Annotated in this window: 20 protein-coding genes and 1 pseudogene; 10 read left to right on the top strand and 11 right to left on the bottom strand. The window is 63.7% G+C overall.

Going from position 1 to position 25,909, the window contains the following annotated elements; translation table 11 throughout:
• Positions 1 to 475: 475 nt before the first annotated feature.
• The 4 genes from OVY29_RS23515 to OVY29_RS23500 all read left to right on the top strand — a co-directional run bounded on the left by OVY29_RS23515 (position 476) and on the right by OVY29_RS23500 (position 5,862).
• Complete coding sequence (locus tag OVY29_RS23515) at positions 476 to 1,735, top strand: phosphopentomutase (protein ID WP_313912390.1); 1,260 nt, start codon at positions 476 to 478, stop codon at positions 1,733 to 1,735.
• Positions 1,722 to 2,714, top strand: coding sequence for a deoxyribose-phosphate aldolase (deoC, locus tag OVY29_RS23510; protein WP_313912389.1), 993 nt, complete (start codon positions 1,722 to 1,724; stop codon positions 2,712 to 2,714). The genes OVY29_RS23515 and deoC overlap by 14 nt, the downstream gene beginning before the upstream one ends.
• Before the next feature lie 8 nt (positions 2,715 to 2,722).
• Positions 2,723 to 5,116 (top strand): aldehyde dehydrogenase family protein, encoded by a 2,394-nt coding sequence (locus tag OVY29_RS23505; protein WP_313912388.1) that lies wholly within the window; start codon positions 2,723 to 2,725, stop codon positions 5,114 to 5,116.
• A gap of 80 nt (positions 5,117 to 5,196) precedes the next feature.
• Positions 5,197 to 5,862, top strand: coding sequence for a TetR family transcriptional regulator C-terminal domain-containing protein (locus tag OVY29_RS23500; RefSeq protein WP_313912472.1), 666 nt, complete (start codon positions 5,197 to 5,199; stop codon positions 5,860 to 5,862).
• On the opposite strand, the gene OVY29_RS23495 is transcribed toward OVY29_RS23500, so the two are convergent.
• From OVY29_RS23495 to OVY29_RS23460, 8 genes are read right to left on the bottom strand one after another with little or no spacing between them, the layout of a single operon-like run.
• Entirely contained in the window at positions 5,849 to 6,247 is a 399-nt protein-coding gene (locus OVY29_RS23495; protein ID WP_313912387.1) for a cytidine deaminase, read from the bottom strand. The genes OVY29_RS23500 and OVY29_RS23495 overlap by 14 nt on opposite strands.
• On the bottom strand, positions 6,244 to 7,650 hold the full coding sequence (gene hydA / locus OVY29_RS23490; protein WP_313912471.1) for a dihydropyrimidinase: 1,407 nt from the start codon (positions 7,648 to 7,650) through the stop codon (positions 6,244 to 6,246). The genes OVY29_RS23495 and hydA overlap by 4 nt, the downstream gene beginning before the upstream one ends.
• 1 nt (position 7,651) lies before the next feature.
• Positions 7,652 to 9,094: an NCS1 family nucleobase:cation symporter-1 gene (locus OVY29_RS23485; protein WP_313912386.1), complete on the bottom strand. Its 1,443-nt coding sequence runs from the start codon at positions 9,092 to 9,094 to the stop codon at positions 7,652 to 7,654.
• A gap of 4 nt (positions 9,095 to 9,098) precedes the next feature.
• Positions 9,099 to 9,968 carry a nitrilase-related carbon-nitrogen hydrolase gene (locus tag OVY29_RS23480; protein ID WP_313912385.1) on the bottom strand — a complete coding sequence of 290 codons (870 nt, stop codon included), beginning with the start codon at positions 9,966 to 9,968 and terminating at the stop codon, positions 9,099 to 9,101.
• Between the two features lie 18 nt (positions 9,969 to 9,986).
• A complete protein-coding gene (locus OVY29_RS23475) occupies positions 9,987 to 11,486 on the bottom strand; it encodes a CoA-acylating methylmalonate-semialdehyde dehydrogenase (RefSeq protein WP_313912384.1) in 1,500 nt (499 codons plus the stop codon).
• Positions 11,487 to 11,492: 6 nt separating this feature from the next.
• The gene (locus tag OVY29_RS23470) at positions 11,493 to 12,812 is read right to left on the bottom strand and encodes an aspartate aminotransferase family protein (protein ID WP_313912383.1); all 1,320 of its coding nucleotides are present in this window, start codon (positions 12,810 to 12,812) and stop codon (positions 11,493 to 11,495) included.
• A gap of 34 nt (positions 12,813 to 12,846) precedes the next feature.
• Positions 12,847 to 14,136 (bottom strand): NAD-dependent dihydropyrimidine dehydrogenase subunit PreA, encoded by a 1,290-nt coding sequence (gene preA / locus OVY29_RS23465; protein ID WP_313912382.1) that lies wholly within the window; start codon positions 14,134 to 14,136, stop codon positions 12,847 to 12,849.
• A 2-nt stretch (positions 14,137 to 14,138) separates the two neighbouring features.
• Entirely contained in the window at positions 14,139 to 15,488 is a 1,350-nt protein-coding gene (locus OVY29_RS23460) for an NAD(P)-dependent oxidoreductase (protein ID WP_313912381.1), read from the bottom strand.
• Positions 15,489 to 15,661: 173 nt separating this feature from the next.
• Between OVY29_RS23460 and deoA the strand changes: the two genes are divergently transcribed.
• The 5 genes from deoA to rbsK all read left to right on the top strand — a co-directional run bounded on the left by deoA (position 15,662) and on the right by rbsK (position 21,303).
• Complete coding sequence (deoA, locus tag OVY29_RS23455) at positions 15,662 to 16,978, top strand: thymidine phosphorylase (protein WP_313912380.1); 1,317 nt, start codon at positions 15,662 to 15,664, stop codon at positions 16,976 to 16,978.
• A gap of 100 nt (positions 16,979 to 17,078) precedes the next feature.
• On the top strand, positions 17,079 to 18,314 hold the full coding sequence (locus OVY29_RS23450) for a NupC/NupG family nucleoside CNT transporter (RefSeq protein WP_313912379.1): 1,236 nt from the start codon (positions 17,079 to 17,081) through the stop codon (positions 18,312 to 18,314).
• A 6-nt stretch (positions 18,315 to 18,320) separates the two neighbouring features.
• On the top strand, positions 18,321 to 19,283 hold the full coding sequence (locus OVY29_RS23445; RefSeq protein WP_313912378.1) for a nucleoside hydrolase: 963 nt from the start codon (positions 18,321 to 18,323) through the stop codon (positions 19,281 to 19,283).
• Between the two features lie 90 nt (positions 19,284 to 19,373).
• Positions 19,374 to 20,360, top strand: coding sequence for a GRP family sugar transporter (locus OVY29_RS23440; RefSeq protein WP_313912377.1), 987 nt, complete (start codon positions 19,374 to 19,376; stop codon positions 20,358 to 20,360).
• 4 nt (positions 20,361 to 20,364) lie between these two features.
• Positions 20,365 to 21,303 carry a ribokinase gene (rbsK, locus tag OVY29_RS23435; protein ID WP_313912376.1) on the top strand — a complete coding sequence of 313 codons (939 nt, stop codon included), beginning with the start codon at positions 20,365 to 20,367 and terminating at the stop codon, positions 21,301 to 21,303.
• A gap of 124 nt (positions 21,304 to 21,427) precedes the next feature.
• On the opposite strand, the pseudogene OVY29_RS23430 reads toward rbsK, so the two are convergent.
• Positions 21,428 to 21,682: pseudogene (locus OVY29_RS23430) on the bottom strand (alpha/beta hydrolase); the annotation flags it as partial.
• 60 nt (positions 21,683 to 21,742) lie between these two features.
• Between OVY29_RS23430 and OVY29_RS23425 the strand changes: the two are divergent.
• A complete protein-coding gene (locus tag OVY29_RS23425) occupies positions 21,743 to 22,675 on the top strand; it encodes an IS5 family transposase (RefSeq protein ID WP_313912375.1) in 933 nt (310 codons plus the stop codon).
• A 181-nt stretch (positions 22,676 to 22,856) separates the two neighbouring features.
• On the opposite strand, the gene OVY29_RS23420 is transcribed toward OVY29_RS23425, so the two are convergent.
• Positions 22,857 to 24,686: an ATP-binding protein gene (locus tag OVY29_RS23420; RefSeq protein WP_209612855.1), complete on the bottom strand. Its 1,830-nt coding sequence runs from the start codon at positions 24,684 to 24,686 to the stop codon at positions 22,857 to 22,859.
• Positions 24,679 to 25,869: a hypothetical protein gene (locus OVY29_RS23415; RefSeq protein ID WP_126849309.1), complete on the bottom strand. Its 1,191-nt coding sequence runs from the start codon at positions 25,867 to 25,869 to the stop codon at positions 24,679 to 24,681. Before OVY29_RS23415 ends, OVY29_RS23420 begins: the two co-directional genes overlap by 8 nt.
• Positions 25,870 to 25,909 lie beyond the last annotated feature (40 nt).

Genomic DNA, 25,909 nt, shown 5'->3' with positions numbered 1-25,909 from the left:
GTCAGAATTGACACGCTTGGGTTCGAGGCATCCTCACAATTTTTTACCGTCCGGAAAAGATTTATTCCGGATGCAAAATTCGATTTTTGGTTGATCGTTGCATTCGTGCAACAGGTGCACGCGTTGCCTTCCGACAGCTTCACGGAAAGACTCGTCACGCCCCCGGCCACAGGCCCGCCTTTCCGGGTGGCGCGCTTCGTTCATGGGGGCCGACGGGACCTTCGAACGGAGGAAGCCAAGGGCAGGGCAGCAACAGCATATTTCCGCTTTAAATTTTGACAATTTGGTCTAAAATTGATCCCGAAGGCAGTACCTCGATCCCCCGGAGCTGACCGGCAACGGCCGTTCCGCCGACGGGAAACGGGGTCCGCGCTTCAGATATGGACCGTTCCCCCGAGGTCGATTATATCGCCGGGCGATCTGATCGGGACGCGGAACGGTCTGACGCCGGAGAAGTCCGGATCGGGAGTGGTACATGGCGCGCGCGATCATTGCTGTGCTGGACAGTCTGGGCGTCGGCGCCAGCAGCGATGCCGCGGCCTTTGGCGATGCGGGCGCGGACACCTTTGGCCATATCGTGGAAGCCTGCGCGAACGGCGAGGGCAACCGCGCCGGTCTACGCGAGGGGCCCTTGCGAATTCCCAACCTGACGCGGCTGGGCATGGTCGCGCTGGCGGAGGCCGCGCGCGCCCTGCCCCTGCCCGGTGTCGACCGTCCCGTTCCGGAAGGGTTGCACGGTTTCGCGGCGGAGCAAAGCCGCGGCAAGGACACGCCAAGCGGCCATTGGGAGATGGCGGGGCTGCCGGTCGATTTCGACTGGGGCTATTTCGAAGCGCGGGAGGGCACTTTCCCCCCTGCCCTGCTGGACGCCCTGATCAGCGAGGCCGCCCTGCCCGGCGTCCTCGGCAACTGCCACGCGTCCGGCACCGCCATCATCGAGGCGCTTGGCGAGGAGCATCTGCGCACCCTGAAGCCCATCGTCTATACGTCGGCGGATTCGGTCCTTCAGATCGCCGCCCATGAAGAAGCCTTCGGGCTGGACCGGCTGTACGAGGTCTGCAAGGTCGGCCGGAGGCTGGTCGACGACTATAATGTCGGCCGGGTCATCGCACGGCCGTTCACCGGGCACGACCGTGGAAGCTTCGTCCGTACCGGCAACCGAAGGGATCTGGTGACCCCGCCCCACGGGCCGACCCTGCTGGATCAGGTGCAGGCGGCGGGCGGCGCCGTGGTCGGCGTGGGCAAGATCAGTGACATTTTCGGGGGCTGCGGCATCACGAAGAGCTGCAAGGCGGTGGGCAATGACACGGTGATGGAGGTCATGCTGGAGCAGATGGCATCGGCCGACGACGGATCGCTCATCTTCGCGAACTTCGTCGACTTCGACATGCTGTACGGTCACCGCCGCGACGTCGCGGGCTATGCGGCGGCGCTGGAACGGTTCGACAGCCAGCTGCCGGCGGTCCGGGCGGGCCTGCGCGCCGATGATCTGGTGATCCTGACCGCCGATCATGGCTGCGACCCCAGCTGGCCCGGCAGCGACCATACGCGCGAATATGTGCCGATATTGGGATTTGGGCCGCATATAACCCCACGGGATATCGGCGGGCGGAGCAGTTTCGCCGACATCGGCCAGAGCGTCGCCCGGCATCTGGGCCTGCCACCGCTGGCCCATGGCGAGACCTTCCTCAACACGCCCATCCGACGGGGACTGGAGCACAATGTCACAGCCTAGCCTCAGCATAACCACCCTGCACAGCAATCAGCCGCCCAGGGTCCAGCCCATCCCGTTCGACAGCGCGCTCGTCGACGGGGTGCGGGTCAATCTTTCCGCCGTCGAACGACGGGTGGCCACGCTTTCCGGGCGGCGCACGGTGAAGAAGCAATGGCAGGCGGCATGGCTGCTGAAGGCCGTCACCTGCATCGACCTCACCACATTGGCGGGCGACGATACGCCGGACCGGGTGAGACGGCTGTGCGCCAAGGCGGTGCAGCCGGTGCGCCGCGACCTGCTTGAGGCGCTCGGCATGGACAAGCGGCCGCTGACCACCGGCGCCGTCTGCGTCTATCACGCGATGGTGCCGACGGCGGTGGCGGCGCTTGCCGGACACAATGTGCCGGTGGCGGCGGTGTCTACCGGTTTCCCCGCGGGGCTGTCTCCCTTTCCGCTGCGGCTGGAGGAAATCCGGCAATCGGTCGCCGCCGGAGCGGACGAGATCGACATCGTCATCAGCCGCCATCTGGTGCTGGAGGGCAACTGGCAGGCCCTGTACGACGAGGTGCTGGCGTTCCGCGATGCCTGCGGCCCCGCCCACATGAAGGCCATCCTCGCGACCGGGGAACTCGGTTCGATCAACAAGGTCGCCAAGGCATCGATGGTGGCGATGATGGCGGGCGCGGATTTCATCAAGACGTCGACCGGGATGGAAGCGACCAACGCGACCCTGCCGGTCAGCCTCGTCATGCTCCGGATGATCCGCGACTTCGCGGAACGCACGGGGCAGCAGGTGGGGTTCAAGCCCGCCGGAGGGATCACGAGTGCCAAGCTCGCCATGCACTATCTGATGCTGATCAAGGAAGAGCTGGGCAACGACTGGCTCAGCCCCCACCTGTTCCGGTTCGGCGCCTCGCGGATGCTGGGCGATATCGAGCGCCAGCTCGAACATTTTGTGACCGGCCGCTATTCGGCAGCCAACCGCCATCCCCTGGGTTAGGAAACGACATGAGCAGCATGCCGAGCGTCGCGCAAATTTTCGACAGCATGGAATATGGACCCGCGCCGGAAGAACTGGGCCCGGTACGCGACTGGCTCGCCAGCCATGCCGACGGTTTCCGGCTGTTCATCGACGGCCAGTTCGTGGCGCCGCTGGGCGGCACGGAAACGATCGTCACCCACAATCCCGCGACCGGGGAGACACTCGGCCGGCTGGCGGTGGCGGGCGCGGACGATGTGGACGCGGCCGTACAGGCGGCCGCGCGCGCCTTTCCCGCATGGTCGGCGACCAGCGGTCACGCGAGGGCGCGGGTTCTCTATGCATTGGCCCGGCTGGTACAGAAGCACAGCCGCTTCTTCGCGGTGCTGGAATCGCTCGACAACGGCAAACCGATCCGCGAGACACGCGACATCGACATTCCGCTGGTCGCGCGCCATTTCTATCACCACGCGGGCTGGGCGCAGCTGCTGGCACGCGAAATGCCGGGCACCGAACCGCTCGGCGTCGTCGGACAGATCATTCCGTGGAACTTTCCGCTGCTCATGCTTGCATGGAAGATTGCGCCAGCGCTCGCCACCGGCAACACGCTGGTGCTGAAACCCGCGGACTATACGAGCCTCACCGCCCTGTTCTTCGCCGAACTCTGCGCGCAGGCAGGTGTGCCGCCCGGCGTCGTCAACATCGTCACCGGCGGCGCGGCGACGGGAAGCGCCCTGGTCGAACATCCGGATGTCGCCAAGATCGCCTTTACCGGATCAACCCGGGTCGGCCGCTATATTCGCGAAGCAACCGCCGGCTCAGGCAAGGCGCTCAGCCTGGAACTGGGCGGCAAGTCGCCGTTCCTGGTGCTGGAGGACGCAGATCTCGACGCCGCCGTCGAAGGGCTGATCGACGCCATCTGGTTCAATCAGGGGCAGGTGTGCTGCGCCGGATCGCGACTGCTGGTCGAAGAAGGAATCGCCCCCCGGTTGATCGAGAAGATCAAGACCAGGCTGTCGCATTTCCGTATCGGCAACCCGCTCGACAAGGCGATCGACATGGGTGCGATCGTGGCGCCGGTGCAGCGCGAGCGGATCGATGCGCTGGTGCAGCAGGGCGTGGTGGAAGGGGCCGAGCTGTGGCAGCCGGACATCCCCTGCCCCGACGACGGCTGCTTCTATCGCCCGACCCTGCTTACCAACGTGCACCCGTCCAACGTCGCGGCGCGCGAGGAGATTTTCGGTCCCGTGCTCGCCGTGACGACCTTCCGCACGCTGAAGGAGGCGGTCGACCTTGCCAACAACAGCCGCTATGGGCTGGCGGCGACGCTCTATTCCGAAAACATCAACCGGGCGCTGGAACTCGCCGCCAAGCTGAAGGCCGGCGTCGTGTGGATCAACACCACCAACCAGTTCGACGCCGCCTGCGGCTTTGGCGGCGTGCGCGAAAGCGGCTATGGCCGGGAGGGCGGCCGCGAAGGGTTGTGGGACTACCTCCGCCTCAAGGACGAATGGCTGCCCGCCACGGAACAGCGGCCCGCGCCGCCCGCACAGGCCGCTTCCGCGAGACCGGCGGGCCTTGGCATCGACCGCACCGCGAAGAACTTCATCGGCGGCAAGCAGACCCGGCCCGACGGCGGCAACAGCCGGCCGGTTTATGACGCCGGGGGGCAGCCGGCCGAGCTGGTGGGCGAAGGCAATCGCAAGGACATTCGCGATGCCGTGGAGGCCGCGTTCGCGGCCCAGGGATGGGCCGGCGCGACGGCGCATCTGCGAGCGCAAATCCTCTATTATGTCGCCGAGAACCTGGACGCGCGCGCGGACGAATTCACCCGGCGCCTCGTCCGGATCTCGGGCCATGGCGCCCGTGACGCGCGGCGCGAGGTGGACGCGAGCATCGAGCGGCTGTTCAGCTATGGCGCGTGGGCGGACAAATATGATGGCCAGGTGCACCAGGCGCCGCTGCGCGGCCTGACGCTCGCCGTCAACGAGCCGATCGGCGTGATGGGGATCGTCTGCCCCGACGACGCGCCGCTGCTGGGTTTCGTCTCGCTCTGGGCGCCGGTGTTCGCGATGGGCAACACGGCGGTGATCGTGCCGTCCGAAGCCAATCCGTTGCCCGCGACCGACTTTTACCAGATCTGGGAAACGTCGGATGTCCCCGCCGGCGTTCTCAACATCGTCACCGGCGGGCGGGATACACTCACCAAGACGCTCGCCGAGCATGATCAGGTCGATGCGCTCTGGTATTTCGGGTCGGCGGACGGCAGCGCTTTCGTCGAAAAGGCGTCCACCGGCAATATGAAGCGTAGCTGGGTAAGCGGCGGCAGGACCCGCGACTGGTCCGGCCCGCATGGCGAAGGAACCGCGTTTCTGCGCCAGGCGACGCAGGTGAAAAATATCTGGCTCCCTTATGGCGATTGACTATAGGTGCGGCGCGACCAAGATCGCATAACAGATGAACGGAGGCCGTTCATATTGGAGAGGTGTCACAATTGCCGGACGTGACCGACCTGCAGCCCGCCAGCCTTGCGGAGGCGGACGTGAACGACCGCAAACGCACGCGCATTCAGGCGCGCAACGAAAAACGCATCCTGGATGCCGCCGAACAGATATTCGCCGAAGCGGGCTTTCGCGGGGCGACCATCGACATGATCGCGGAAGCGGCGGCGATTTCGAAACCCAATCTCCATTATTATTTCAAGACTAAGAACCTGCTCTATGTCGCCGTGCTGCGGCGCATACTGGACGACTGGGTGGCACCGCTCCGCATGCTCGACGTGAACGGCGACGCGGCGCAGGAGCTGGAACATTATATTCGCGAGAAGATCGAAATGTCGCGGAAGGCGCCCCTCGCCTCACGCGTGTTCGCCAATGAAATCCTGCACGGCGCCCCGGTGCTCCACACCTATCTCAAGACCGAGTTGCGGCAGGTGGTCGAGCAGAAGGCCGCCGTTATCCGGACGTGGATCGAGCAAGGCCAGTTGCGGCCTGTCGATCCCGTCCATCTGATCTTCATGATCTGGGCCGCGACCCAGCATTATGCCGATTTCCAGTCGCAGGTGACGGCCATCATGCGCGTCAGGCGCCTCGGCAGGAAACATTTTCAGGACATCGGCGATTCCATCGTCACCATCATCCTGGGCGGCGTGCTCGCTAAAAGGCCTTGAACGAGGCCGGCAGCAGGGTTTCGATCGTGTGCCGCTCGATCCGCCCGTCGGGGTGGCGCAGCAGAATTTCGCTCTCCTGATCCGCGAATTCCAGAATGCGCTGCCGGCAACCGCCGCACGGCGCGCAGAATATCGGGTCGTCCCTGCCGCCGATGACGGCGATGCGCCGGATGCGCCGCCCACCCGCCGAAACCATGGCGCCGATCGCATTCGCCTCGGCACAGGCGCCCTGCGGATAGGCCACATTCTCGACATTGCACCCGACATGGACGTGGCCCTGATCGTCCTCGATCGCGGCCCCCACCAGGAAATGGGAATAGGGCGCGTGCGCGCGCATCCGTACGCCTTGCGCCCGTTCGAACAGGTCTTCCGCCGTCACGCTCATGCCTGCCCCCCGAAACCGATATTCCGGTTGAACGCCGGACGCTTGATATAGCGCCCCGCGCCGCGCACCGCATCGAGCTGGCCTTGGGCATACACGACCTTCCCCTGCGAGAGGGTGTAGGCGGGAAGACCGGTCACGGTCATGCCTTCGAAGATGTTGAAATCGACGTTCTGGTGATGCGTCGCCACCGAGATGGTCTTGCTGGCGGCCGGGTCCCACAGCACGATGTCCGCGTCCGCGCCTTCGGCGACACGTCCCTTGCGCGGATAGAGGTTGAACAGCTTCGCGGCGTTGGCGGACGTCACCGCCACAAACTCCTGCGCCGTCAGCCGTCCGCTGCCCACGCCGTGGGTCCAGAGCACCGCCATCCGGTCCTCGATACCGGCGGTCCCGTTGGGGATGCGGGTGAAATCGTCCCGCCCCATCGCCTTCTGCGGCGCGCAGAAGCAGCAGTGATCGGTCGCGGTGGTCTGAAGATTGCCGGACTGAAGGCCCCGCCACAGCGCGTCCCGATGCTCCGCCGGGCGAAAGGGCGGCGACATGACATGCGCGGCGGCCGTTTCCCAATCGGGGTTCAGATAGACGCTGTCGTCGAGCAGAAGATGGCCCGCAAGCACCTCGCCATATACGCGCTGCCCGCGGCTGCGCGCCTGGGTGATGGCCTCCAGCGCGTCGCGGGTCGAAACATGCACGAGGTACAGAGGGACGCCGAGCACCTCGGCAAAGCGGATGGCGCGCTGGGCGGCTTCGCCCTCGACCGCCGGGGGACGAGAGCGTGGGTGCCCTTCCGGCCCGGTGACGCCCTGCGCCACCAGCGCCTGTTGCAACTGAAACACCAGCTCGCCGTTTTCCGCATGCACCGTCGGCATCGCGCCAAGCTCAAGCGCGCGGGCGAAGCTCTGGTAGAGGATATCGTCCGTCGCCATGATGGCGTTCTTGTAGGCCATGAAGTGCTTGAAGCTGTTGACCCCTTCCTCATGCACCAGCCGGGCCATGTCGGCGTGCACAGTCTCGTCCCACCATGTGACGGCGACATGAAAGCCATAGTCGCCCGCCGCCTTTTCCGCCCAGCCGCGCCAGGTGCGATAGGCATCCATCAGGTTCTGCTGGGGGCCGGGGATGACGAAGTCGATGATGGAGGTCGTGCCTCCGGCGAAACCCGCCGCCGTCCCCGTGAAAAAATCTTCCGACGCGACCGTTCCCATGAACGGCAGCTCCATATGGGTGTGCGGATCGATGCCGCCGGGCATGACGAGCAGGCCGTCGGCCTCTATGACACGGGCGCCGGACGGTGCCTCGATCGCGTCGCCCACCGCCCTGACCGCGCCGTCGGCGCAATAGACATCGGCCCGCACCATATGATCGGCGTTGACGACCGTGCCGCCGCGAATGAGGATGGACATGTCAGCGCTCCTTGCGTCCCATCGCCAGGTACAGAAGAAAGGCGATGCCAAAGCCCACGAACCAGGCGTAGGTATAAATCGTGTCGAAAACGGGCGGCACGTGGTCGACCAGACCCCCGGCATGCAGAAAGCCGGGCAGGTTCGGCAGCACGGCCACTATGACAGCGCCCAGTCCCGCCAGATTCCAGCCCCTGACGCCCGAATAGCGCCCTTCTGACGAAAACAGCTCATCCACCACCAGATGGGTCCGGCGGATAAGGTAGTAATCGGCCAGCAGCACGCCCGCGATCGGACCCAGCAGGGCGGAATAGCCGACAAGCCAGGTGAACAGATAGGTCCCCGCACTCGCCAGCAGTTTCCACGGGAACATGGCGACGCCGATGCCGGCGGTGATGTAGCCGCCCATGCGGAACGAGATATGGCGCGGCGCCAGGCTCGAAATATCATAGGCGGGACCCACGACATTGGCGGCGAGATTGGTCGTCAGTGTCGCCACCAGCAACGCCGCGAGCGCCAGGATCACCCCCATGCCGCCCAGATGCCCGGCCAGCTCCACCGGGTCCCAGATCGCCGCGCCGAAAACGCGCGCGCTGGCGCCGGTGACCGCGACGGAAACAAAGGCGAGTGCCGCCATCGGTATGGGCAAACCCAGCGCCTGCCCCAGCATCTGGTCGCGCTGGCTGCGGGCGAAGCGGGTGAAATCGGGAATGTTGAGCGCCATCGTCGCCCAGAAACCGACCATCGCGGTCAGGCTTTTCACGAACACCGGCCAGAATTGCCCTTCCCTTGGTCCTCCCGGCGCGAAGGCCGAAGGACCGCCGAGCATCGCGTCCCAGCTCCCCACCCTGACATAGGCCCAGCCGAGCAAAACAAGGCACATCAGGATGAGGAAAGGCGCCGACAGGGTTTCGAGCCAGCGGATCGATTCGGTGCCGTGGCGGATGAAATAGAGGTGCGCGCCCCAGAACGCGAGGAAGCACAGTGCCTGCGCGCCGTCTATGCCCAGCACCGGCAGCGCGGTGCCCTTCAGCGCGCCATGCGTAAGCGTGTTCAGGATCACATAGATGGCGGATCCGCCCACCCAGGTGTTGATGCCGAACCAGCCGCAGGCGACCAGTCCCCGGGCCATCGCCGGAAAGCGCGCGCCGGTCGTGCCGAAGGCCGAACGCAGCAATACGGGATAAGGCAAGCCATAGCGCGCGCCCGCATGCCCCACGAGAACCATGGGAACGAGCACAATCGCATTGCCGAGGAACACCGTAAGGACGGCCTGCGACCAGCTCATGCCCTCCGCGATCAGGCCACCGGCAAGCAGGTAGGTCGGGACGCAGACGACCATGGCGACCCACAGGGCCGCATAGGATTTCCAGTCCCAGGTACGGGCCGCGTCTCCGACCGGGGCAAGGTCTTCGTTCCACAGGCTAGGATCGCGGCCCTTGTCCATGCATTCAGCCCTGGTCGGTCAGGATGCCATAGGTTTCCGGACGGCGATCACGGAAGAACTGCCACAGATTTCGTACCTCGCGTACCATTCCCATATCCATGTCATGGATGATAAGTTCGTCCTTGTCACGGCTTGCGATCTTCTCGATCTGGCCGCGCGGGTTGACGAAATAGCTCTGGCCATAAAATTCGCCGATATTCCAGGGCATTTCACGCCCCACCCGGTTGATCGCGCCGATCCAGCATCCGTTGGCGACCGCCGCGGCGGGCTGTTCGAGCTTCCAGAGATATTCCGACAGGCCCGCGACCGTCGCCGAGGGATTGACGATATATTCCGCGCCGTTGAGCGCCAGCGCGCGCCAGCCTTCGGGGAAATGGCGGTCGTAACAGATATAGACGCCGAGTTTGCAGTAGCGGGTGTTGAACACCGGCCAGTCCGACTTGCCCGGCTTGAAGTAAAATTTTTCCCAGAAACCGGCGACTTCCGGGATATGGGTCTTGCGGTATTTGCCGAGATAGGTGCCGTCGGCGTCGATCACGGCGGCGGTGTTGTAATAGACGCCCGTCACCCCGGTCTGCTCGTACATCGGGACGACGATGACCATCTCGTATTTCTTCGCATAATCCTGCATCAGCCTGACGGTCGGGCCGTCGGGGATAGGTTCCACCGCATCATACCATTTCACATCCTGCGACGGACAGAAATAGGGCTGAGAGAACACTTCCTGAAAGCTCAGGACCTGCACGCCCGCCTCGCCCGCCTGTTCGATCAGCGGGACATGCGCGTCGATCATCATCTTCGTGATCGCTGTCGCGGGCATGTCGGTCGTGCCCTTAAGGCCCATCTGGATGAGGCCGCCGCGTAATATTGTCATCGTCCTGCTTTCCTATGCTCAGCCGTTCAGGCTCGGGAACTTGAATTCGGCACCGGCGCGGATGCCCGTCGGCCAGCGCGAGGTAACGGTCTTGAGGCGGGTATAGAAATGTACCGCCTCCGGTCCATAGATTCCGTGTGCGCCGAAGATCGAACTCTTCCAACCACCGAAGCTGTGATAGCCGACCGGCACCGGAATGGGCACGTTGACGCCGACCATGCCGACCTCGATCCGCGCCGCGAAATCGCGCGCGGCATCGCCGTCACGCGTGAAGATCGCGGTGCCGTTGGCATATTCATGGCCGTCGATAAGCGCGGCGGCGGTGGCATAATCGGGCGCGCGGACGACCGACAGCACGGGCCCGAAAATCTCCTCGCGATAGACCTGCATGTGCGGCTCGACACGGTCGAGCAGGGTGCCGCCGACCCAGAAGCCCTGCTCATACCCCTGCAGGCGAAAGCCGCGGCCATCGACCACCACCTTGGCGCCCTCTGCCTCGCCCGCGTCGATATAACCCACGACCTTGTCGCGGTGCGCCGCCGTGATCAGCGGCCCCATATCGGCGTCGCTGTCGGTCGCGGGGCCGATCTTCAGCGAAGCGACACGCGGGGCAAGCCGCGCGATCAGCTGATCCGCGGTCTCTTCCCCCACCGGCACCGCGACCGAAACCGCCATGCACCGTTCGCCCGCCGAACCGAAACCCGCGCCCAACAGCGCGTCGGCGGCCTGGTCGAGATCGGCGTCGGGCAGGATGACCATATGGTTTTTCGCGCCGCCCAGCGCCTGCACCCGTTTGCCCGCCGCGGTGCCGCGCGTGTAGATATAGCGCGCGATCGGTGTCGAGCCGACGAAGCTGACCGCCTTGACCAGCGGATGATCGAGCAGGGCGTCAACCGCTTCCTTGCCGCCGTGCACGATATTGAACACGCCGGCCGGCAACCCCGCCTCCGCGAACAGATCGTGGATGAGGGTGGTCACCGACGGATCGCGCTCCGACGGTTTCAGGACGAAACTGTTGCCGCACGCGAGCGCCATCGGGATCATCCACAACGGCACCATCGCCGGGAAATTGAAGGGCGTGATCCCGGCCACGACGCCAAGCGGAGCGCGTTCGGCATAGACATCGACACTGTTTGCGACCTCGCGGCTGAAGCTGCCCTTCAGGTGATGCGCGATGCCGCTGGCGAACTCGACGACCTCCAGCGCGCGGGCGACCTCGCCCAGCGCATCGTCGTGCGTCTTGCCATGCTCGCGGCTGATCGCGCGGGCAATGTCGTCGCGATGGCGCTGCATCAGCTCGCGCATGGCGAACATGACGTTGGCCCGCTTGGCCGGCGGCGTCGCGGCCCACGCCTTGCCCGCGTCATGCGCGTTCGCCACCGCGAGATGAACCTCGTCCGCGCCGCCCAGGCTGACGACGGCGACCTGCTCGCCCGAAGCCGGGTTGAAGACCGCCGCGGTCGGATTGCGCGGCGCGCGATAGGCCTTGCCCGCGATGATGTGATCGATATGCTCCACGGCGCCCTACTCCAGACCTTTGAGAACATCACCGACGGTGCCCACCAGAAAATCGATCTGGCTCTTGTCGATGATGAGCGGCGGCGACAACGCGATGGTATCCCCGGTCGTGCGGATGAGGGCGCCGGCTTCATAGGCCCTCAGGAAAGCGGTGAAGGCACGCATCACGGGCTTCCCGGCCATCGGTTCCAGTTCGATCGCGCCGATCAGCCCCATCGAGCGGATATCGATCACATGCGGCAGCCCCCTGAGGCTGTGCAGCGCGTCCGCCCAATAGTCCGCGAGGCTCGCGGCGCGGGTGAGAAGCCCCTCGCCCTCGTAAATGTCGAGCGCCGCCAGCGCCGCCGCGCAGGCGATCGGGTTCGCGGAATAGGTATAGCCGTGAAACAGCTCCGGGACATGCTCCGGCCCCTGCATGAACGCATCGTGGATGAAATCCTGCGCGAACACCGCCCCCATGGGAATGATCCCGTTGGTCAGCGCCTTGGCGGTCGTCACCAGATCGGGCTCGACCCCGAAATAATTGACCGCGAACGGCGCGCCCAGCCGACCGAAGCCGGTGATGACTTCATCGAAGATCAGCAATATGCCGTGGCGGGTACAGATTTCGCGCAACCGTTCGAGATAGCCCCTGGGCGGCATGATGACACCGCCCGATGCCGCCACAGGCTCCACGATCACCGCCGCGATGGTGGATGGATCGTGCAACTGGCACAGCCGTTCGAGGTCATCCGCATAGTCGGCGCCGTTTTCCGGCTGGCCGCGGCAAAAGGCGTTGCCCGCGATACCGTGCGTATGACGCAAATGATCGACACCCGCCACCAGCGTACCGAAATGCTTGCGGTTGGCGACCATCCCGCCCACCGACATGCCGCCGAAATTGACGCCGTGATATCCCTTTTCGCGACCGATCAACCGCACCCGCTGGCCCTCGCCGCGCATCCGGTGATAGGCGATGGCCATCTTGAGCGCCGTTTCGACCGACTCCGACCCCGAATTGGTGAAGAAGATCCGGTTGAGCGAACCCGGCATCAGGTTCTTCAGCCGCTCGGCCAGCTCAAAGGCCTTGTAGTGGCCCATCTGAAACGCGGGCGAATAATCGAGCGTATCGAACTGCTGCGCTATCGCCGCGCCGATCTGCGTGCGCTTGTGGCCCGCCGCGCAGCACCACAGGCCCGCGATACCGTCCATGACGTCGCGGCCGTCGGACGTCTTGTAGAACATGCCCTCCGCGCCCACGAACATGCGCGGATTGGCCTTGAACTGCCGGTTGGCGGTAAAGGGCATCCAGTGGGCGTTCAGGTCGTTCGTTATGCTGTGCGGCATGTCACTATCTCGATGGTCGGAGGGGTGGGGCCGATCAGACAGAAACCGTCTGCGGATCGGCTCTCAGCGGGTTCAGGGGATGTTCGGGCCAGGTAAGCGGCGGCAGACCGTTCTCCACCACACGCATCTCGATGCAGCCGGCGACCGGGCAGACATGCTGACAGAGGTTGCAGCCCACGCATTCGGCGTCATCGACGGTAAAGCGCCGGGAGCCATCGTCGCCCGTTTCGATCCGGATGGCCTGATGCGCCGTATCCTCGCACGCGATGTGGCAACGCCCGCATTCGATGCAGCTCGCCGTATCGATATGCGCCTTCACGTCGAAATTCATGTTCAGCGCGTTCCAGTCGACCACATGCGCGCGCGCCTTGCCCCGGAAATCGTCGAGCGTGCGATAGCCCTGTTGATCCATGAAGCGGCCGAGGCCGTCGATCATGTCGTCGACGATGCGGAACCCGTAGAGCATGGCGGCCGTGCACACCTGCACGCCGCTGGCGCCCAGCGCGATGAACTCCGCCGCGTCCGACCATGTCGTGATGCCGCCGATCGCCGAGATTTCTAGATCCTTCAGCGCCGGGTCACGCGCGATTTCGGCGACCATGTTGAGCGCGATGGGCTTCACCGCCGATCCGCAATATCCGCCATGCGTACCAGCGGTGTCCACCGTGGGGCGCGGCGCCATGCGTTGCAGATCGACCGAGACAATCGAGTTGATCGTGTTGATGAGCGACACCGCATGCGCGCCGCCCTTGTGCGCGGCCTCGGCGGGCACAAGGATATCGGTGATGTTGGGCGTAAGCTTGGTGAACACGGGCAGGTCGACTGCCTCGCGGACCCAGCGCGTCGTCTTTTCCACCAGCTCCGCCACCTGGCCGATCGCCGAACCCATGCCGCGCTCGCACATGCCGTGCGGACAACCGAGATTAAGCTCGATACCCTGCACGCCCGCATTGGCGAGCTTGATCGCCACCTCTTTCCAGGCTTGCTCATCGAGCACCGCCATCAGCGACCCGATAATCACCCGGTCGGGCCATTCCCGGCGCAGCTCCTCGATCTCGCGCAGGTTCACGTCGAGCGGACGGTCGGAAATCAGCTCGTTGTTGTTGATGCCCAATATCGTGCCATGATGATCCTTGTGCACGCCATAGCGGCTGGCAACGTTGATGACCGGCGGATCGACGGTTACCGTTTTCCAGACCGCCCCGCCCCAGCCGGCCCGAAAGGCGCGCTCGACGTTGATCTTCTTGTCCGTGGGCGGCGCCGAGGCGAGCCAGAACGGATTGATGCTGGCTACGCCCGCGATGTTACAGTGCAAGTCGGCCATGGTCAGTCCCGTCCTTTCGCGCGCAGACGGGCATCGACCCGCACGGCCGCCTGCTTCCCGTCCTCGACCGCCTGAACGGTCAGATCGTCCCCACGCCTTATGCAGTCGCCGCCGGCGAATATGCCCGGCCGCGAGGTTTGATAGTCATCGTCCACCCACAGCTTGGCGCCATCGGCGCGCAGACCATCAAGGCCCGTCCGCACCATCTGCTGGCCCACCGCCACCAGAACCTGATCGGCGGGCAGGACGAAGGTCTCGCCGGTGGCGGCAAGCCTGCCGTCGACCAGCTCGGTCACGGCAAAGCGGACCCGTTCGACATGGCCGTCGCCCTCGATAGCGACCGGCTGGGCCCAGGTGCGGATGGCGATGCCGTTCAGCCGCGCCAGATCCTGCTCCCATGCGGTTGCGCCCATCTGTTCGGGCCCCCGCCGATACGCCAGCGTGACCGACGCCGCGCCGAGGCAGCGCGCCTGCATCGCGGCATCGATCGCGGTATTGCCGCCGCCGATCACCACCACCTGCCCGCCTACCGCAACAGCCGACTTGTCCGCCTCCTGCCGCAGCCGCGAAATGAAGCCCAGCGCATCGCCCACGCCCGACAGCTCTTCCCCCGGCACGTCCAGCCGGGCCGCGCCGCCCAGCCCCAGCGCCAGAAATACCGCGTCATATTCCCGCGCGAGATCGTCAAGATGAATATCGCGGCCGAGCATCTTGCCCGAATGCAGCGCGATGCCGCCGATCCCCAGCAGGAACGCCACTTCGCGCTGGGCGAAGTCGTCGACCATCTTGTAGGTGGCAAGGCCATATTCATTGAGACCGCCCGCCTTGGGACGCGCCTCGTACACATCCACGTCGTGACCCAGCATCGCCGCCCGATGCGCGAAGGAGAGGCCGGCGGGCCCCGCCCCCACCACCGCCATGCGGCGGCCCGATGCCGGCGCGCGACCGAACGGATGGGGCGACGGCGCGTCCAGCAGACGGTCGACGGCAAAGCGCTGCAACTGCCCGATCTTGACCGGCGCGCCCTCGGTCTTGTTGACCACGCAGGCACCCTCGCACAAAATTTCGGTCGGGCAGGCCCGGGCGCAGGTGCCGCCCATGATGTTTTCGTTCAATATCCGCTGCGCGGCGCCCAGCGCATTGTCGGTGGCGATCTGATGAATGAAGCCCGGGATATCGATATGGGTGGGACAGGCGTTCATGCAGGGCGCGTCATAGCAATACAGGCAACGACTCGCCTCTGCTGCAGCCGCGCCGCGATCCAGCGGCGGGTGAAGGTCGGCGAAGTTGTCGGCGATGTCACACGGCGATAACCCAGCCCCAGCGTGCGAGACGACCAACTGCTTCGACATGCGTGCATTCATCCTGTTCGCCGGAGGCGTCAGCCGCCCCGTCCTGCTTCCCGATTCAGCATAGTTATTTGGATCATTTGGTCAAGAAAATCTCTGGAAGCCTCTTTTGTCCCTTGCGGATCGCCGCGATTTGAGCGCATATCGCGATCAGGCGGCTGTGGAGCATCCGGGTCATGTTGTTCACCGAAATCATTGCCAAAAAACGTGATGGAGCCGCTCTTGACGCCGACGAGATCGGTTTTTTCGTCTCCGGCCTCGCGAACCAGAGCCTGCCGCCCGAGCAGGTTTCCGCGCTCGCGATGGCAATTTTTTTCCGTTCTCTGAGCTTTGAGGAAACCGGCGCGCTGACGCGGGCCATGGCGAGTTCCGGACGCAGGCTCGACTGGCAGGCCCTCAACCTTCCGGGACCCGTGGTGGACAAGCATTCGACGGGCGGGGTCGGCGACAAGGTAAGCTTCCTGCTCGCGCCGATCGTCGCGGCGTGCGGCGGGTTCGTGCCCATGGTATCGGGGCGCGGCCTGGGCCATACCGGCGGCACGCTGGACAAGGCCGACGCCATTCCCGGCTATTGCGCGACGCCGGACATCGAACGCTTTCAGCGCGTCGTCCGGGAATGCGGCTGCGCCATCATCGGCCAGACCAGCGACATCGCGCCCGCCGACCGTCGCCTTTATGCCATTCGCGACGTGACGGGCACGGTCGAATCGATACCGCTCATCACCGCGTCGATCCTTTCCAAGAAGGTCGCGGCGGGCAATCAGGCGCTGGTCATGGATGTGAAGGTCGGCTCTGGCGCCTTCATGGAAACGTTCGAGGGCGCCGAGGCCCTGGCGCAGAGCATCATCGGCACCGCCGCCAGCATCGGCCTGCCGACCCGCGCGCTCATCACCGACATGGGGCAGACCCTGGGTTGCACGGCGGGCAACGCGCTGGAGATTCAGGAAAGCGTCGATTATCTGCTCGGGGTCGCCCGCGAACCGCGACTGCACGAGGTCACGGTCGCGCTTTCGGCGGAAATGCTGCTGCTGACCGGCCTCGCCGCCACGGCCGACGAGGCGAGGGCCAAGGTGGAAGCCAGCCTGGCGTCGGGAAAGGCGGCGGAGACATTCGCGCGGATGGTGACGGCGCTGGGCGGGCCCGCCGACTTCATGGAACGCGCCGCCGATTACCTGCCCAAGGCTCCGATACAGCGTCCGGTCTTCGCCGACGAACCGGGATATCTGTCCACCGTCAACGCCCGGCGGATCGGCAACGCCATCATCACCCTTGGCGGTGGGAGGCGGAAGGTGGAGGACAAGCTCGACCTCGGCGTGGGTCTCGGCGATGTCGTGCCAATCGGGACCCGGGTGGACCAGACACGCCCGCTCGCGACGATCCATGCGGCGAGCGAAGCCCACTGGACCGAGGCGGCGGCGCTGGTGAAGCAGGCCTGCGTCATCGCACCGGACGCGCCACCGCAGACACCCGTCATCCACGCGCAACTGGGATGACGGACTTTCCCCGTCAGACGACGGACACAGACGGTCTGCGGGCCGGCCACGCCGCGCGGGCCATTCAGGCAAAAAACAACGATGGAATGGGGAGACGGGAGTGCATCACCTTTCGGGACTGATCGGGCTGGCGGCGATTTTCCTGTTTGCCTGGGCGATATCCACCGACCGCCGCCGCATCCGATACAGCATCGTTCTGCGCGCGTTCCTCCTGCAATTTTCCATCGCGATCTTCGTGCTCTATGTACCGGTGGGCCGGGAGATGATCGCCGGGCTGTCGAGTGGCGTCGTGTCGATCCTCGATTATGCGAGGGTCGGTATCAACATGGTGTTCGGCGGCGCGGTGGCGAACCTGCCCTCGATCAGCTTCGCCTTTCAGGTGCTGCCGATCATCGTCTTCTTCTCCTCGCTGATGGCGGTGCTCTATCATCTCAAGATCATGCAGAAGGTGGTGCGGCTGATCGGCGGCGCGCTGCAGCGGATCATCGGTACAGCCCCGGTTGAATCGCTCAACGCCGCGACGACGATACTGGTCGGCCAGTCGGAAGCGCCGCTGGTCATCAAGCCCTATATCCCCGGACTGACGGCGCCGCAGCTGTTCGCCGTGATGGTTTCGGGTTTCGCATCGGTGGCGGGGACGCTGCTCGCCGCCTATGCGCAAATGGGCATCCGGCTCGACTATCTGCTCGCGGCGAGTTTCATGGCGGCACCGGGCGGGCTGCTGATGGCCAAGATCATCATGCCCGATGCGCCGGAAGACGTCGGCAACGGCGCCACCAGCGCCGACCTGCGCGCAATCGACCGCATGCCGTCCGAACATGTCAACGTCATCATGGCCGCCGCCGCGGGTGCGCAGGACGGCGTGAAGGTGGCGGTGAACGTCGCCGCGATGCTGCTCGCCTTCGTCGCGCTGATCGCCATGGTGAACGGCATCATCGGCGGCATCGGGGGCTGGTTCGGCTACCCTTCGCTTTCGATGCAGCTGATACTGGGAACGATCTTCGCTCCGGTCATGTATCTGCTCGATATTCCGTGGAGCGAGGCAAGGGTGGCGGGCGGCCTGTTCGGGGAAAAACTGATCCTGAACGAATTCATCGCCTATTTCCATCTCGGTCAGGTGGCCGGCGAACTGAGCGCACGTACCCAGGCCATCGTGACCTTCTCGCTGTGCGGTTTTGCCAATTTTGCGTCGATCGCGATCCAGATGGGCTGCCTTGGCATCCTGGCCCCCAGCCGGCGCGCGGAGGTGGCGCGATTCGGATTGCGCGGCGTGGCCGCCGGCTCTCTCTCCAACCTGATGAGTGCCGCGATGGCTGGCATCATCCTGAATTTCTGACCTGTCGTGACCGCGCTGCCCGTCATCATCGACTGCGACCCGGGACAGGACGATGCCATCAACCTGCTGATGGCGTTTGCCCGGCCCGACCGGTTCGACATCCTCGGCGTGACGGCCGTCGCCGGCAATGTGCCGCTGAACCTCACACAGCGGAATATCCGCTTGCTGTGTGCGCTCGCCGGGCGACCGGACATTCCGGTATATGCCGGGTGCGACCGCCCGCTCATCCGCGAGCCGATCACCGCGCATCAGGTGCACGGACCGGAAGGGATCGACGGCATGACGGTGGGTGCTCCCTCCGTTCCGCTGCAGCCGCAGCATGCGGTCGATTTCATCATCGCCACGCTGGAGGCGGCCGACGATGACGGCGTCACCCTTGTGCCGACCGGCCCGCTCACCAACATCGCCGCGGCGCTGTCCAAGGTACCGGCGATCGCATCGAAAATCTCGCAGATCGTCCTGATGGGCGGGGCGATGCGCGAAGCGGGCAACTTTACGCCTTCCGCCGAATTCAACATCCTGGTGGATCCTCATGCCGCCGAGGTCGTGTTCGGCTGCGGTCGCCCCATCGTCGCGTTCGGGCTGGACGTGACGCATCGGCTGCTCGGCCTGCCCGACCGGCTGGAGCGGATCAGGGCGCTCGGCAACCCGGTCGCGGATGCGGCCTATGGGATGCTCAGCTTTTTCAACCGTTTCGACAGCGCAAAATATGGTTCCGAAGGAGCGCCGCTGCACGATCCATGCACCATCGCGTGGTTGCTGCGACCCGAGCTGTTTCAGCTCAAGCCATGCAACATCAGCATCGAGACCACGTCGCCGCTGACGGTGGGCCATACCGCCGTCGACTTCTGGCATGTGACGACAAAACCGCACAATGCGCGCTGGGCTTTCGAGGTGGACAGCGAGGGGTTTTTCGATCTGCTGACGGATTGTCTCTCGCGCTATGGCGGGCGAGGCCAGGATATGTGACCGAGGCGACAACAGAGAATGTCGGTTGCCCAGAGAATTTTCTGACGGCGGAGTGCGACGAAACAAGGCGGAAAGGACGGGAGAGATACCATGTATTTGCCGGAAAGCTTCGGTCAGGCCCTGCTCCTGACCATCTTGAGCGCGGTTTTTTGGGGGTCGTGGGCCAATAGCTACAAGGGCACCCGCGGTTATCCGTTCGCGCTGTTTTATTGGGACTATATCCTTGGCGTGGTGCTGGCGGGCGTCGTCTTTGCGTTCACGCTGGGCAGCACCGGGTCTGCGGGCGAGCCGTTTCTGGCAAATCTGGCGGCGGCGGACAGATCCAATATCGGTTTCGCGCTGGTCGCGGGCGCGATCTTCAACATCGCCAATGTCCTTCTCGTCGCGGCGCTGGATATTGCCGGTCTGTCGATCGCGTTCCCGATCGCGATCGGCATCGCCGTGGTCGAGGGCGTGTTGGTCAGCTACGCGCTGCAGCCCAAGGGAAGCGTCCTGTTCCTCTCGGCGGGCGTGGCGCTCGCCCTGCTGGCGGTGATCTTCAACGCCCAGGCCTATCGTGCGATCGGAACGGCGGGCCACGACGGTTCGCGGCGCAATCGCGGCATCGCGATCAGCATCATTTCCGGCCTCCTGATGGGAATTTTCGCGCCGCTGGTCACCCGCGCCCTGACCCACGGCCATGCGCTGACACCATACAGTGTCTCGGTGTTTTTCGGCATCGGCGCGCTTCTCTGCTGCTTCCTGTTCAACACCTATCTGATGCGGCGACCGATCGAAGGCGCTCCGGTGACTTTCGGGGAATATCGCCGGGCCGACGCGCGCAATCATATTCTGGGCCTTGTCGGCGGCGTCGCCTGGGGCTGCGGCGGGTGCCTGAACTTCATCGCGGCGGGTTTCGTAGGCGTACCCATCTCCTACGCCATCGGCCAGTCGGCGCCCATGATCGCCGCGGCGTGGGGCGTGTTCGTCTGGCAGGAATTCAGGGGCGCATCGTCCAGGGCGTGGCGCATGCTGGCGATGATGACGGCGTGCTATATCGCCGCGATCGTCGTGATCGCGCTGGCTTACAGGGGTTGAGATCATGCGAAAGATCGTCGTGGCAGGCAGCCTCAACATGGATCTCGTCGCGGTCGCGCCCAGGATTCCGGTCGTCGGAGAAACGCTGACCGGCAGCGAATTTCTCACCAATGCTGGCGGAAAGGGTGCAAATCAGGCGTTCGCCGCAGCCCGTCTGGGCGGACATGTGAGCATGATCGGAAAAGTCGGCTCGGACGATTTCGGCGCGCAGCTGGTAAACGGCCTTCGCGAGGCAGGCTGCGACGTGTCGGGGATCGCCGTCGCGCCGGGCCACAGCGGTATCGCGGTCATCGTCGTTTCGCAGGACGGAAAGAACAGCATTGTCGTCGTGCCGGGCGCGAACGCGCAATTCGATGCGGCACAGGTAGAGGCTTCGGAACCCGCCCTTGCCGGGGCGGCCATCTTGCTCCTGCAGCTCGAAACGCCGTTGCCGACGATAATCGCCGCCGCCCGGCTCGCCAAGTCTCACGGCGCCACCGTGATCCTCGATCCCGCGCCCGCGCCGGAACAGCCATTGCCGCCCGAACTGCTCGCCAACGTCGATATCATCACGCCCAATGAGGTCGAGGCCGCGCACCTGACTGGCCGCTCCCCGGATCGCGCGTCGGACAGCGACACGACCGCGACCGCGCGCGAGATACAGGAGCTCGGCGTGCCGAACGTGGTGCTGAAGCTCGGTGAGCGGGGTTGCCTGTTGATGCAGGACGGCGTCGAGCTCAGAATTTCCGCGCCTGCGGTCAGGGCGGTCGACAGCACGGCTGCGGGCGATTGCTTCAACGCCGCGCTGGCGGTGGCGCTTGCGGAGGGACGCGCCCTTGGCGAGGCGTGCCATGCCGCGACCCGCGCCGCCTCCCTGTCCGTTACGCGGCTGGGCGCCCAGGCCAGTATGCCGTCCCGCGAAGAGCTTGAGGAGTTCCTTGGCTCCGGCGACGCAGCTTCGTGACACCGGGCCGGTCACGCGAAGGCGAATAGCCGGAGCGATTCGACCAGTTCCTCAAGAGGCGCAGGCCCCTTGCTCGCCTCGCAAACCTCTCTGACTGCTTCGCGCAGCGCGAGGGTCGCCCGCCCTACCGCCGCGCGAACACGCCCTTTAACCATGCGTCCACGACGGCGGTTTCGGGGTAATCGGGGTCGCCCAGCGACCGGTTGATCTCCATATGCCCCTTGAGGCCCGTGCCTGGAAAATCCCGGCGCTCGACTGGCGTTCCTGCCTTCGCGAGCGCCGCCTCCAGCGCTTTCGCCTGCGCGATGCCGTCCGGGCGCTGCACATGCAGCAGCAGAAACGCAGGTGCGTTGGGTGCCACCGCCTGCCAGGTGGGGGCTTTGTTGCATAACGAACATACTGGATTCCCCTGAGGAATCGTTTGTCATAGATGGGCGGGATGCCCAGACCGACACCGCCGAAGTATCGCACTACCAATTGGCCCGAGTATAATGCGGCGCTCCGGCGACGAGGCTCGCTGGATGTTTGGTTTGACCCTGGGATGGATTGGTTTGCACCGCGCGACGGGCGGGCTGGTCGGCCACTGCGGTTTTCGGACCGGGCGATTGAGTTTTGCCTGACCTTGAAAGGGCTGTTTCAACTTCCGTTGCGGCAAGTGACCGGTCTGACCCAGAGCCTGCTCAAGCTGGCGGGGCTGGACTGGCCGGCACCGGATTACACGACGCTGTGTCGGCGCCAGAAGGGTTTGTCGGTCGATCTGGGCGGGAGGCCAAGTGCAGACGGTCTGCATCTGCTGGTGGACAGCACGGGCATTAAGATGATGGGTGAAGGCGAATGGAAAACAAGGAAACACGGCGCTTCCTATCGCCGCCAGTGGCGCAAGGTGCATATCGGCATTGACGCGGAAACGCAGGATATTCGGGCGCTTGAGATGACGACCAACGCCAATGGAGATGGCCAGACCCTTCCTGACCTGCTGGGGCAAATCCCCGAGGATGAGACGATCCTCAGTGTTGGTGGCGATGGTGCCTATGATACAAGGAATTGCCACGCCGCCATTGCCGGTCGCGGGGCTGAGCCGGTCATCCCGGTTCGCCGCAACGGCAAGGCTTGGACCAGAGACGGACCCGGCGTCGATGCCCGCAATGAAACCCTGCGCGCGATGAAACAGCTCGGCAGGGCAATCTGGAAAAAGTGGAGTGGCTATCATCGTCGCAGCCTCGTCGAAACCAAAATGCACTGTTTCAAGCTACTCAGTCAGCGTCTCGCCGCGCGCACTTTTGATCGCCAGACGATCGAGCTCAAAGTCCGTGCCGCAATCCTCAATCGCTTCTCGCAAATCGGAATGCCCAACACCATCCGTGTCGCATAATAATCACAAGTAATCATAGGTTTGCGCTCATCACGCTTTATGCAACAAAGCCGTTGGTTTTTCATAGCGTGAGCGGTGCAACTGACCCAGTCCGGTCATGAGCGATGAACGTCATTCCAAAAGTATGATTCTACCCAACGCGCTGGCGAGAGGCGCACCATCCCGGTGGACAGGTAGCGTATCATGATGCCGCAAGCATCTTACCTCTCCAACGTTCGATGACATCGTCGAAATTGACCTCCCGCCATCCCGCATTCCACTCTTGAAGGTAGTTCACGCTTCGCGAATGCGGCTCAGGCACGGGCAATGCAAATCGCCCAACCGTTGGCATGAGGGGCGCGTCTCCAACCGTGAGGAACTCGCCCTGGCCGAGGTTTGGAAGGAGGTCGCCAATCCCGGCAGACAGGTCCGGCAGCAGCGATTTGATATAGCTTTGATCTACCGAATTGGTGAGCCGCAGCGCGATGAAGTTGCTGCATTGCGAGAAAATTGTCTCAGAGACCTCTGACGGTCTCTGACTCACAACCATCAGCGTCACCCCATATTTTCGGCCCTCTTTGGCGATGCGTTCGATCGATTTCCTGGAAGAGTCATATTGAGCACCGCCGGATCGAGGCACATAATTATGGGCCTCCTCGCAAACGATCATGATTGGCACGTCGCTGACTTGGCCGCCCACGTGGCGGCTTTTCGAATAATGGAATCCGAAGTCGAAGATCATTCTGGAAATGAGACTCACGACGATACTGAGGACCTCGAATGGGATTCCGCTGAGATCCACAATGGAGACGTTCGATTTCGTAAGGTAGCCGGTGAATTGTCGTACCACGTCCGCAAAGTCGCTGGTCGATAACGAGCTGCCATCGGCTTTCTGCGGATAGAAGAGGAAGCGAAGGCGCGGATCCGCGAGACGGGTACGGAGCCGGAGGATGAGCCGATCGAATTCGCCGTGGAACGGACCGTTCGACGCCTTCGTCGCGGCAGCGGTGGACGAAACCACGAAGCTCTGTACTGCATCGAAATAATACGTGTCTCGGTCCGCGATGAGCGTTCCAGCCGCCAGCTTCGGCTTTCCCTCGTCGGGCAACTTGCCGATCACCTCCGAGTTCATGTTCTCCAGATAGGTCACCACCTCATCGATAGAAAAATAGACGGGGCTATCGAACGACACGTTTGAGAGGCCGGGGTTATGCCGACACTTATTCCGCACGACGGCATGGCGGAATTGCGAAACTTGGTTGTGCGAGTTGAGTTCGTTGCTCTCGATGAACATCTCTTCCAGCTCTTGGGCGTTCATCAGCCAATAGGGCAGCCGGAGAGTGTCCACGTCGAGCAGGTTGAGTGTGAAACTTTCCTCGTCGGCAAGCCGGAACGCCGCAGCATACTCGGCATGGATGTCGAAGATCACAATATGCGCGTTCTTTTGCGCGGCTTTGTGGCTGTTCGCCTTGGACTCGATCCCAACCACGGTCTGAAGTATCTTGGCGACCGCGCATGACTTGCCGGATCCAGTCGAGCCGACCACGGCGACATGCTTACTAAAGAACCGGTCACCATCGATGTCGAACCGAACCTCAGGAGCGATGCTGAGTGTACCCAGCGGGAATGGGGATTTGATTTGATGCGAGAAGATGCTGCTCAGCACCTTCGGAGGAGTGACATAGGCAAATTCGGTCGGCACCGGCAACGAATGCGAGCCTCGGGTGAATTCGCTCTCGTCGGACAGGGTGCCGATGGGTTGCGTATCGACCTGAAATCGGAAGGCGACTGCCTCAGCGTCTCCGCCGACCTCGGCGTCGCTAGAGCCATGGGATCGCTCGGTATGAGACGCGCGTACCGCGGTGATCGTACTCAGCAGGTGGAGACTATTTCCCGAGGCGATCAGGAGATATTGGCCTACGCCAAGCTTCGACTTGTGCTTTTCGAATTCTTCCGCCCCGCTGATTTCAATCCGAATAAGCGAGGGCGAGCTGTCGGTCACGCAGCCGATTGGGGCTCCAAGCTCAAGCATAATCGTTCCTTAGCTGAAGCGCGTATTCCAGGTCGGAGAGGCGCTCGATCTCAAATTTGTGAACGTTGACGTCTGGATGGTCCCAGTCGTCGTCCGCGATGTTCACTAGGAACAGATCGTCCGGTCGCTTCGGGCCTGTTTCGGTCACGACCGAACGCTTCGCCAACCTCACCCTGAACTCGAGTTCGTCTGGGCTTTTCCGTCGCATCGGCTTTCGGAAAAGTTCAGTGGGCCGAAACTCGGTGCCGCCCACCAAGCCGTTTGCACATCGGAGGCCCACGTCGTGCAGTCGCGCCTGCAATGCGCCGACGTCATATTCTCCCGTGATTGCGAAAAGCGGCGGGTTGGCGTGCAGATATTTGAAGCTATAGCGCTCGCTGAACTTCTTGATAAATCTGACTATCTCGCCGTCAAAATTGGCGATCATCGTCGGATCGATCACGAAGTACCGTCCTCGTGAATTCTGACCGAGCGAGAATTTCAGATCCTTGCGCAGTCGCTGGAAAATTTTGGCACGAGTCGCAAGCTCGCGAGTCCAGCGCGTAAAGGTGACCTGCCGCACATCGTTCAGCGCCGTGATGAAAGCCGATGGCTCAACCGTCCGCTCCGCAGCTGTCGACCGGGTAGCTAGGTCGACTATGCGCTGGAAGGCGTTCGGATATACGATCGCGTCGACGTCCTCGGACGAGAAGCCCTTCGCGTTCAGCGAAGCTAGGACCCTGTCCTGAAGCGCCTCGCAGGTAGGCCCAAATTCGATCGAAAACCGGCTCAGAAACAGGTCCAAATCCGCTCCGTGCGCGAGGCGTGCCACTATCGCCTTGAGTGGCACGGAATTGGTGGCGAGTACTGTCTCCAGCTCTGTGCGCGTTAATGATTGTGAACCGGACGAACCAGGAAAATAGCAAAACAGTCTGTAATGAACCTTCGGAGGGGCGCTATGATGAGAGAAATGCTCCAGCATCAGCAGGATTGGCTTGTAGACCTTTCCCAATGTGAACTTCTCAGCCTGCTCGTGATATTTGCACTGCACGGCCGTCGTTAGGTCCGGTGTCGTGACGTCGATGTCCTCGATCGCTCCCTCGATCGTTATAGTAGAGCCGTCAGTCGCTTCGAGGATCTCCGAAAGATATCGGAGAAACTGATAGACGTAACCTTTGATCGAATATTCGGCAGTCCGCGCCACAGCATTCATCCTCCTATGTTGAGCGTGGGCTGCTGGTCCC

Origin of the sequence: Sphingopyxis sp. SE2, assembly GCF_032227185.1 — a bacterium.
Classification (GTDB): domain Bacteria; phylum Pseudomonadota; class Alphaproteobacteria; order Sphingomonadales; family Sphingomonadaceae; genus Sphingopyxis.
The sequence above is the reverse complement of the archived record's forward strand: the minus strand, read 5'-3'. Positions and strand labels throughout refer to the sequence as shown.

Coding starts and splice junctions, on each gene's coding strand:
- hydA (WP_313912471.1), bottom strand. CDS start 7,650: ATGTCCATCCTCATTCGCGGCGGCACGGTCGTCAACGCCGATCATATG.
- preA (WP_313912382.1), bottom strand. CDS start 14,136: ATGGCCGACTTGCACTGTAACATCGCGGGCGTAGCCAGCATCAATCCG.
- OVY29_RS23485 (WP_313912386.1), bottom strand. CDS start 9,094: ATGGACAAGGGCCGCGATCCTAGCCTGTGGAACGAAGACCTTGCCCCG.
- OVY29_RS23495 (WP_313912387.1), bottom strand. CDS start 6,247: ATGAGCGTGACGGCGGAAGACCTGTTCGAACGGGCGCAAGGCGTACGG.
- rbsK (WP_313912376.1), top strand. CDS start 20,365: ATGCGAAAGATCGTCGTGGCAGGCAGCCTCAACATGGATCTCGTCGCG.
- deoA (WP_313912380.1), top strand. CDS start 15,662: ATGTTGTTCACCGAAATCATTGCCAAAAAACGTGATGGAGCCGCTCTT.
- OVY29_RS23480 (WP_313912385.1), bottom strand. CDS start 9,968: ATGACAATATTACGCGGCGGCCTCATCCAGATGGGCCTTAAGGGCACG.
- OVY29_RS23460 (WP_313912381.1), bottom strand. CDS start 15,488: ATGTCGAAGCAGTTGGTCGTCTCGCACGCTGGGGCTGGGTTATCGCCG.
- deoC (WP_313912389.1), top strand. CDS start 1,722: ATGTCACAGCCTAGCCTCAGCATAACCACCCTGCACAGCAATCAGCCG.
- OVY29_RS23425 (WP_313912375.1), top strand. CDS start 21,743: ATGCCCAGACCGACACCGCCGAAGTATCGCACTACCAATTGGCCCGAG.
- OVY29_RS23470 (WP_313912383.1), bottom strand. CDS start 12,812: ATGCCGCACAGCATAACGAACGACCTGAACGCCCACTGGATGCCCTTT.
- OVY29_RS23440 (WP_313912377.1), top strand. CDS start 19,374: ATGTATTTGCCGGAAAGCTTCGGTCAGGCCCTGCTCCTGACCATCTTG.
- OVY29_RS23515 (WP_313912390.1), top strand. CDS start 476: ATGGCGCGCGCGATCATTGCTGTGCTGGACAGTCTGGGCGTCGGCGCC.
- OVY29_RS23420 (WP_209612855.1), bottom strand. CDS start 24,686: ATGCTTGAGCTTGGAGCCCCAATCGGCTGCGTGACCGACAGCTCGCCC.
- OVY29_RS23505 (WP_313912388.1), top strand. CDS start 2,723: ATGAGCAGCATGCCGAGCGTCGCGCAAATTTTCGACAGCATGGAATAT.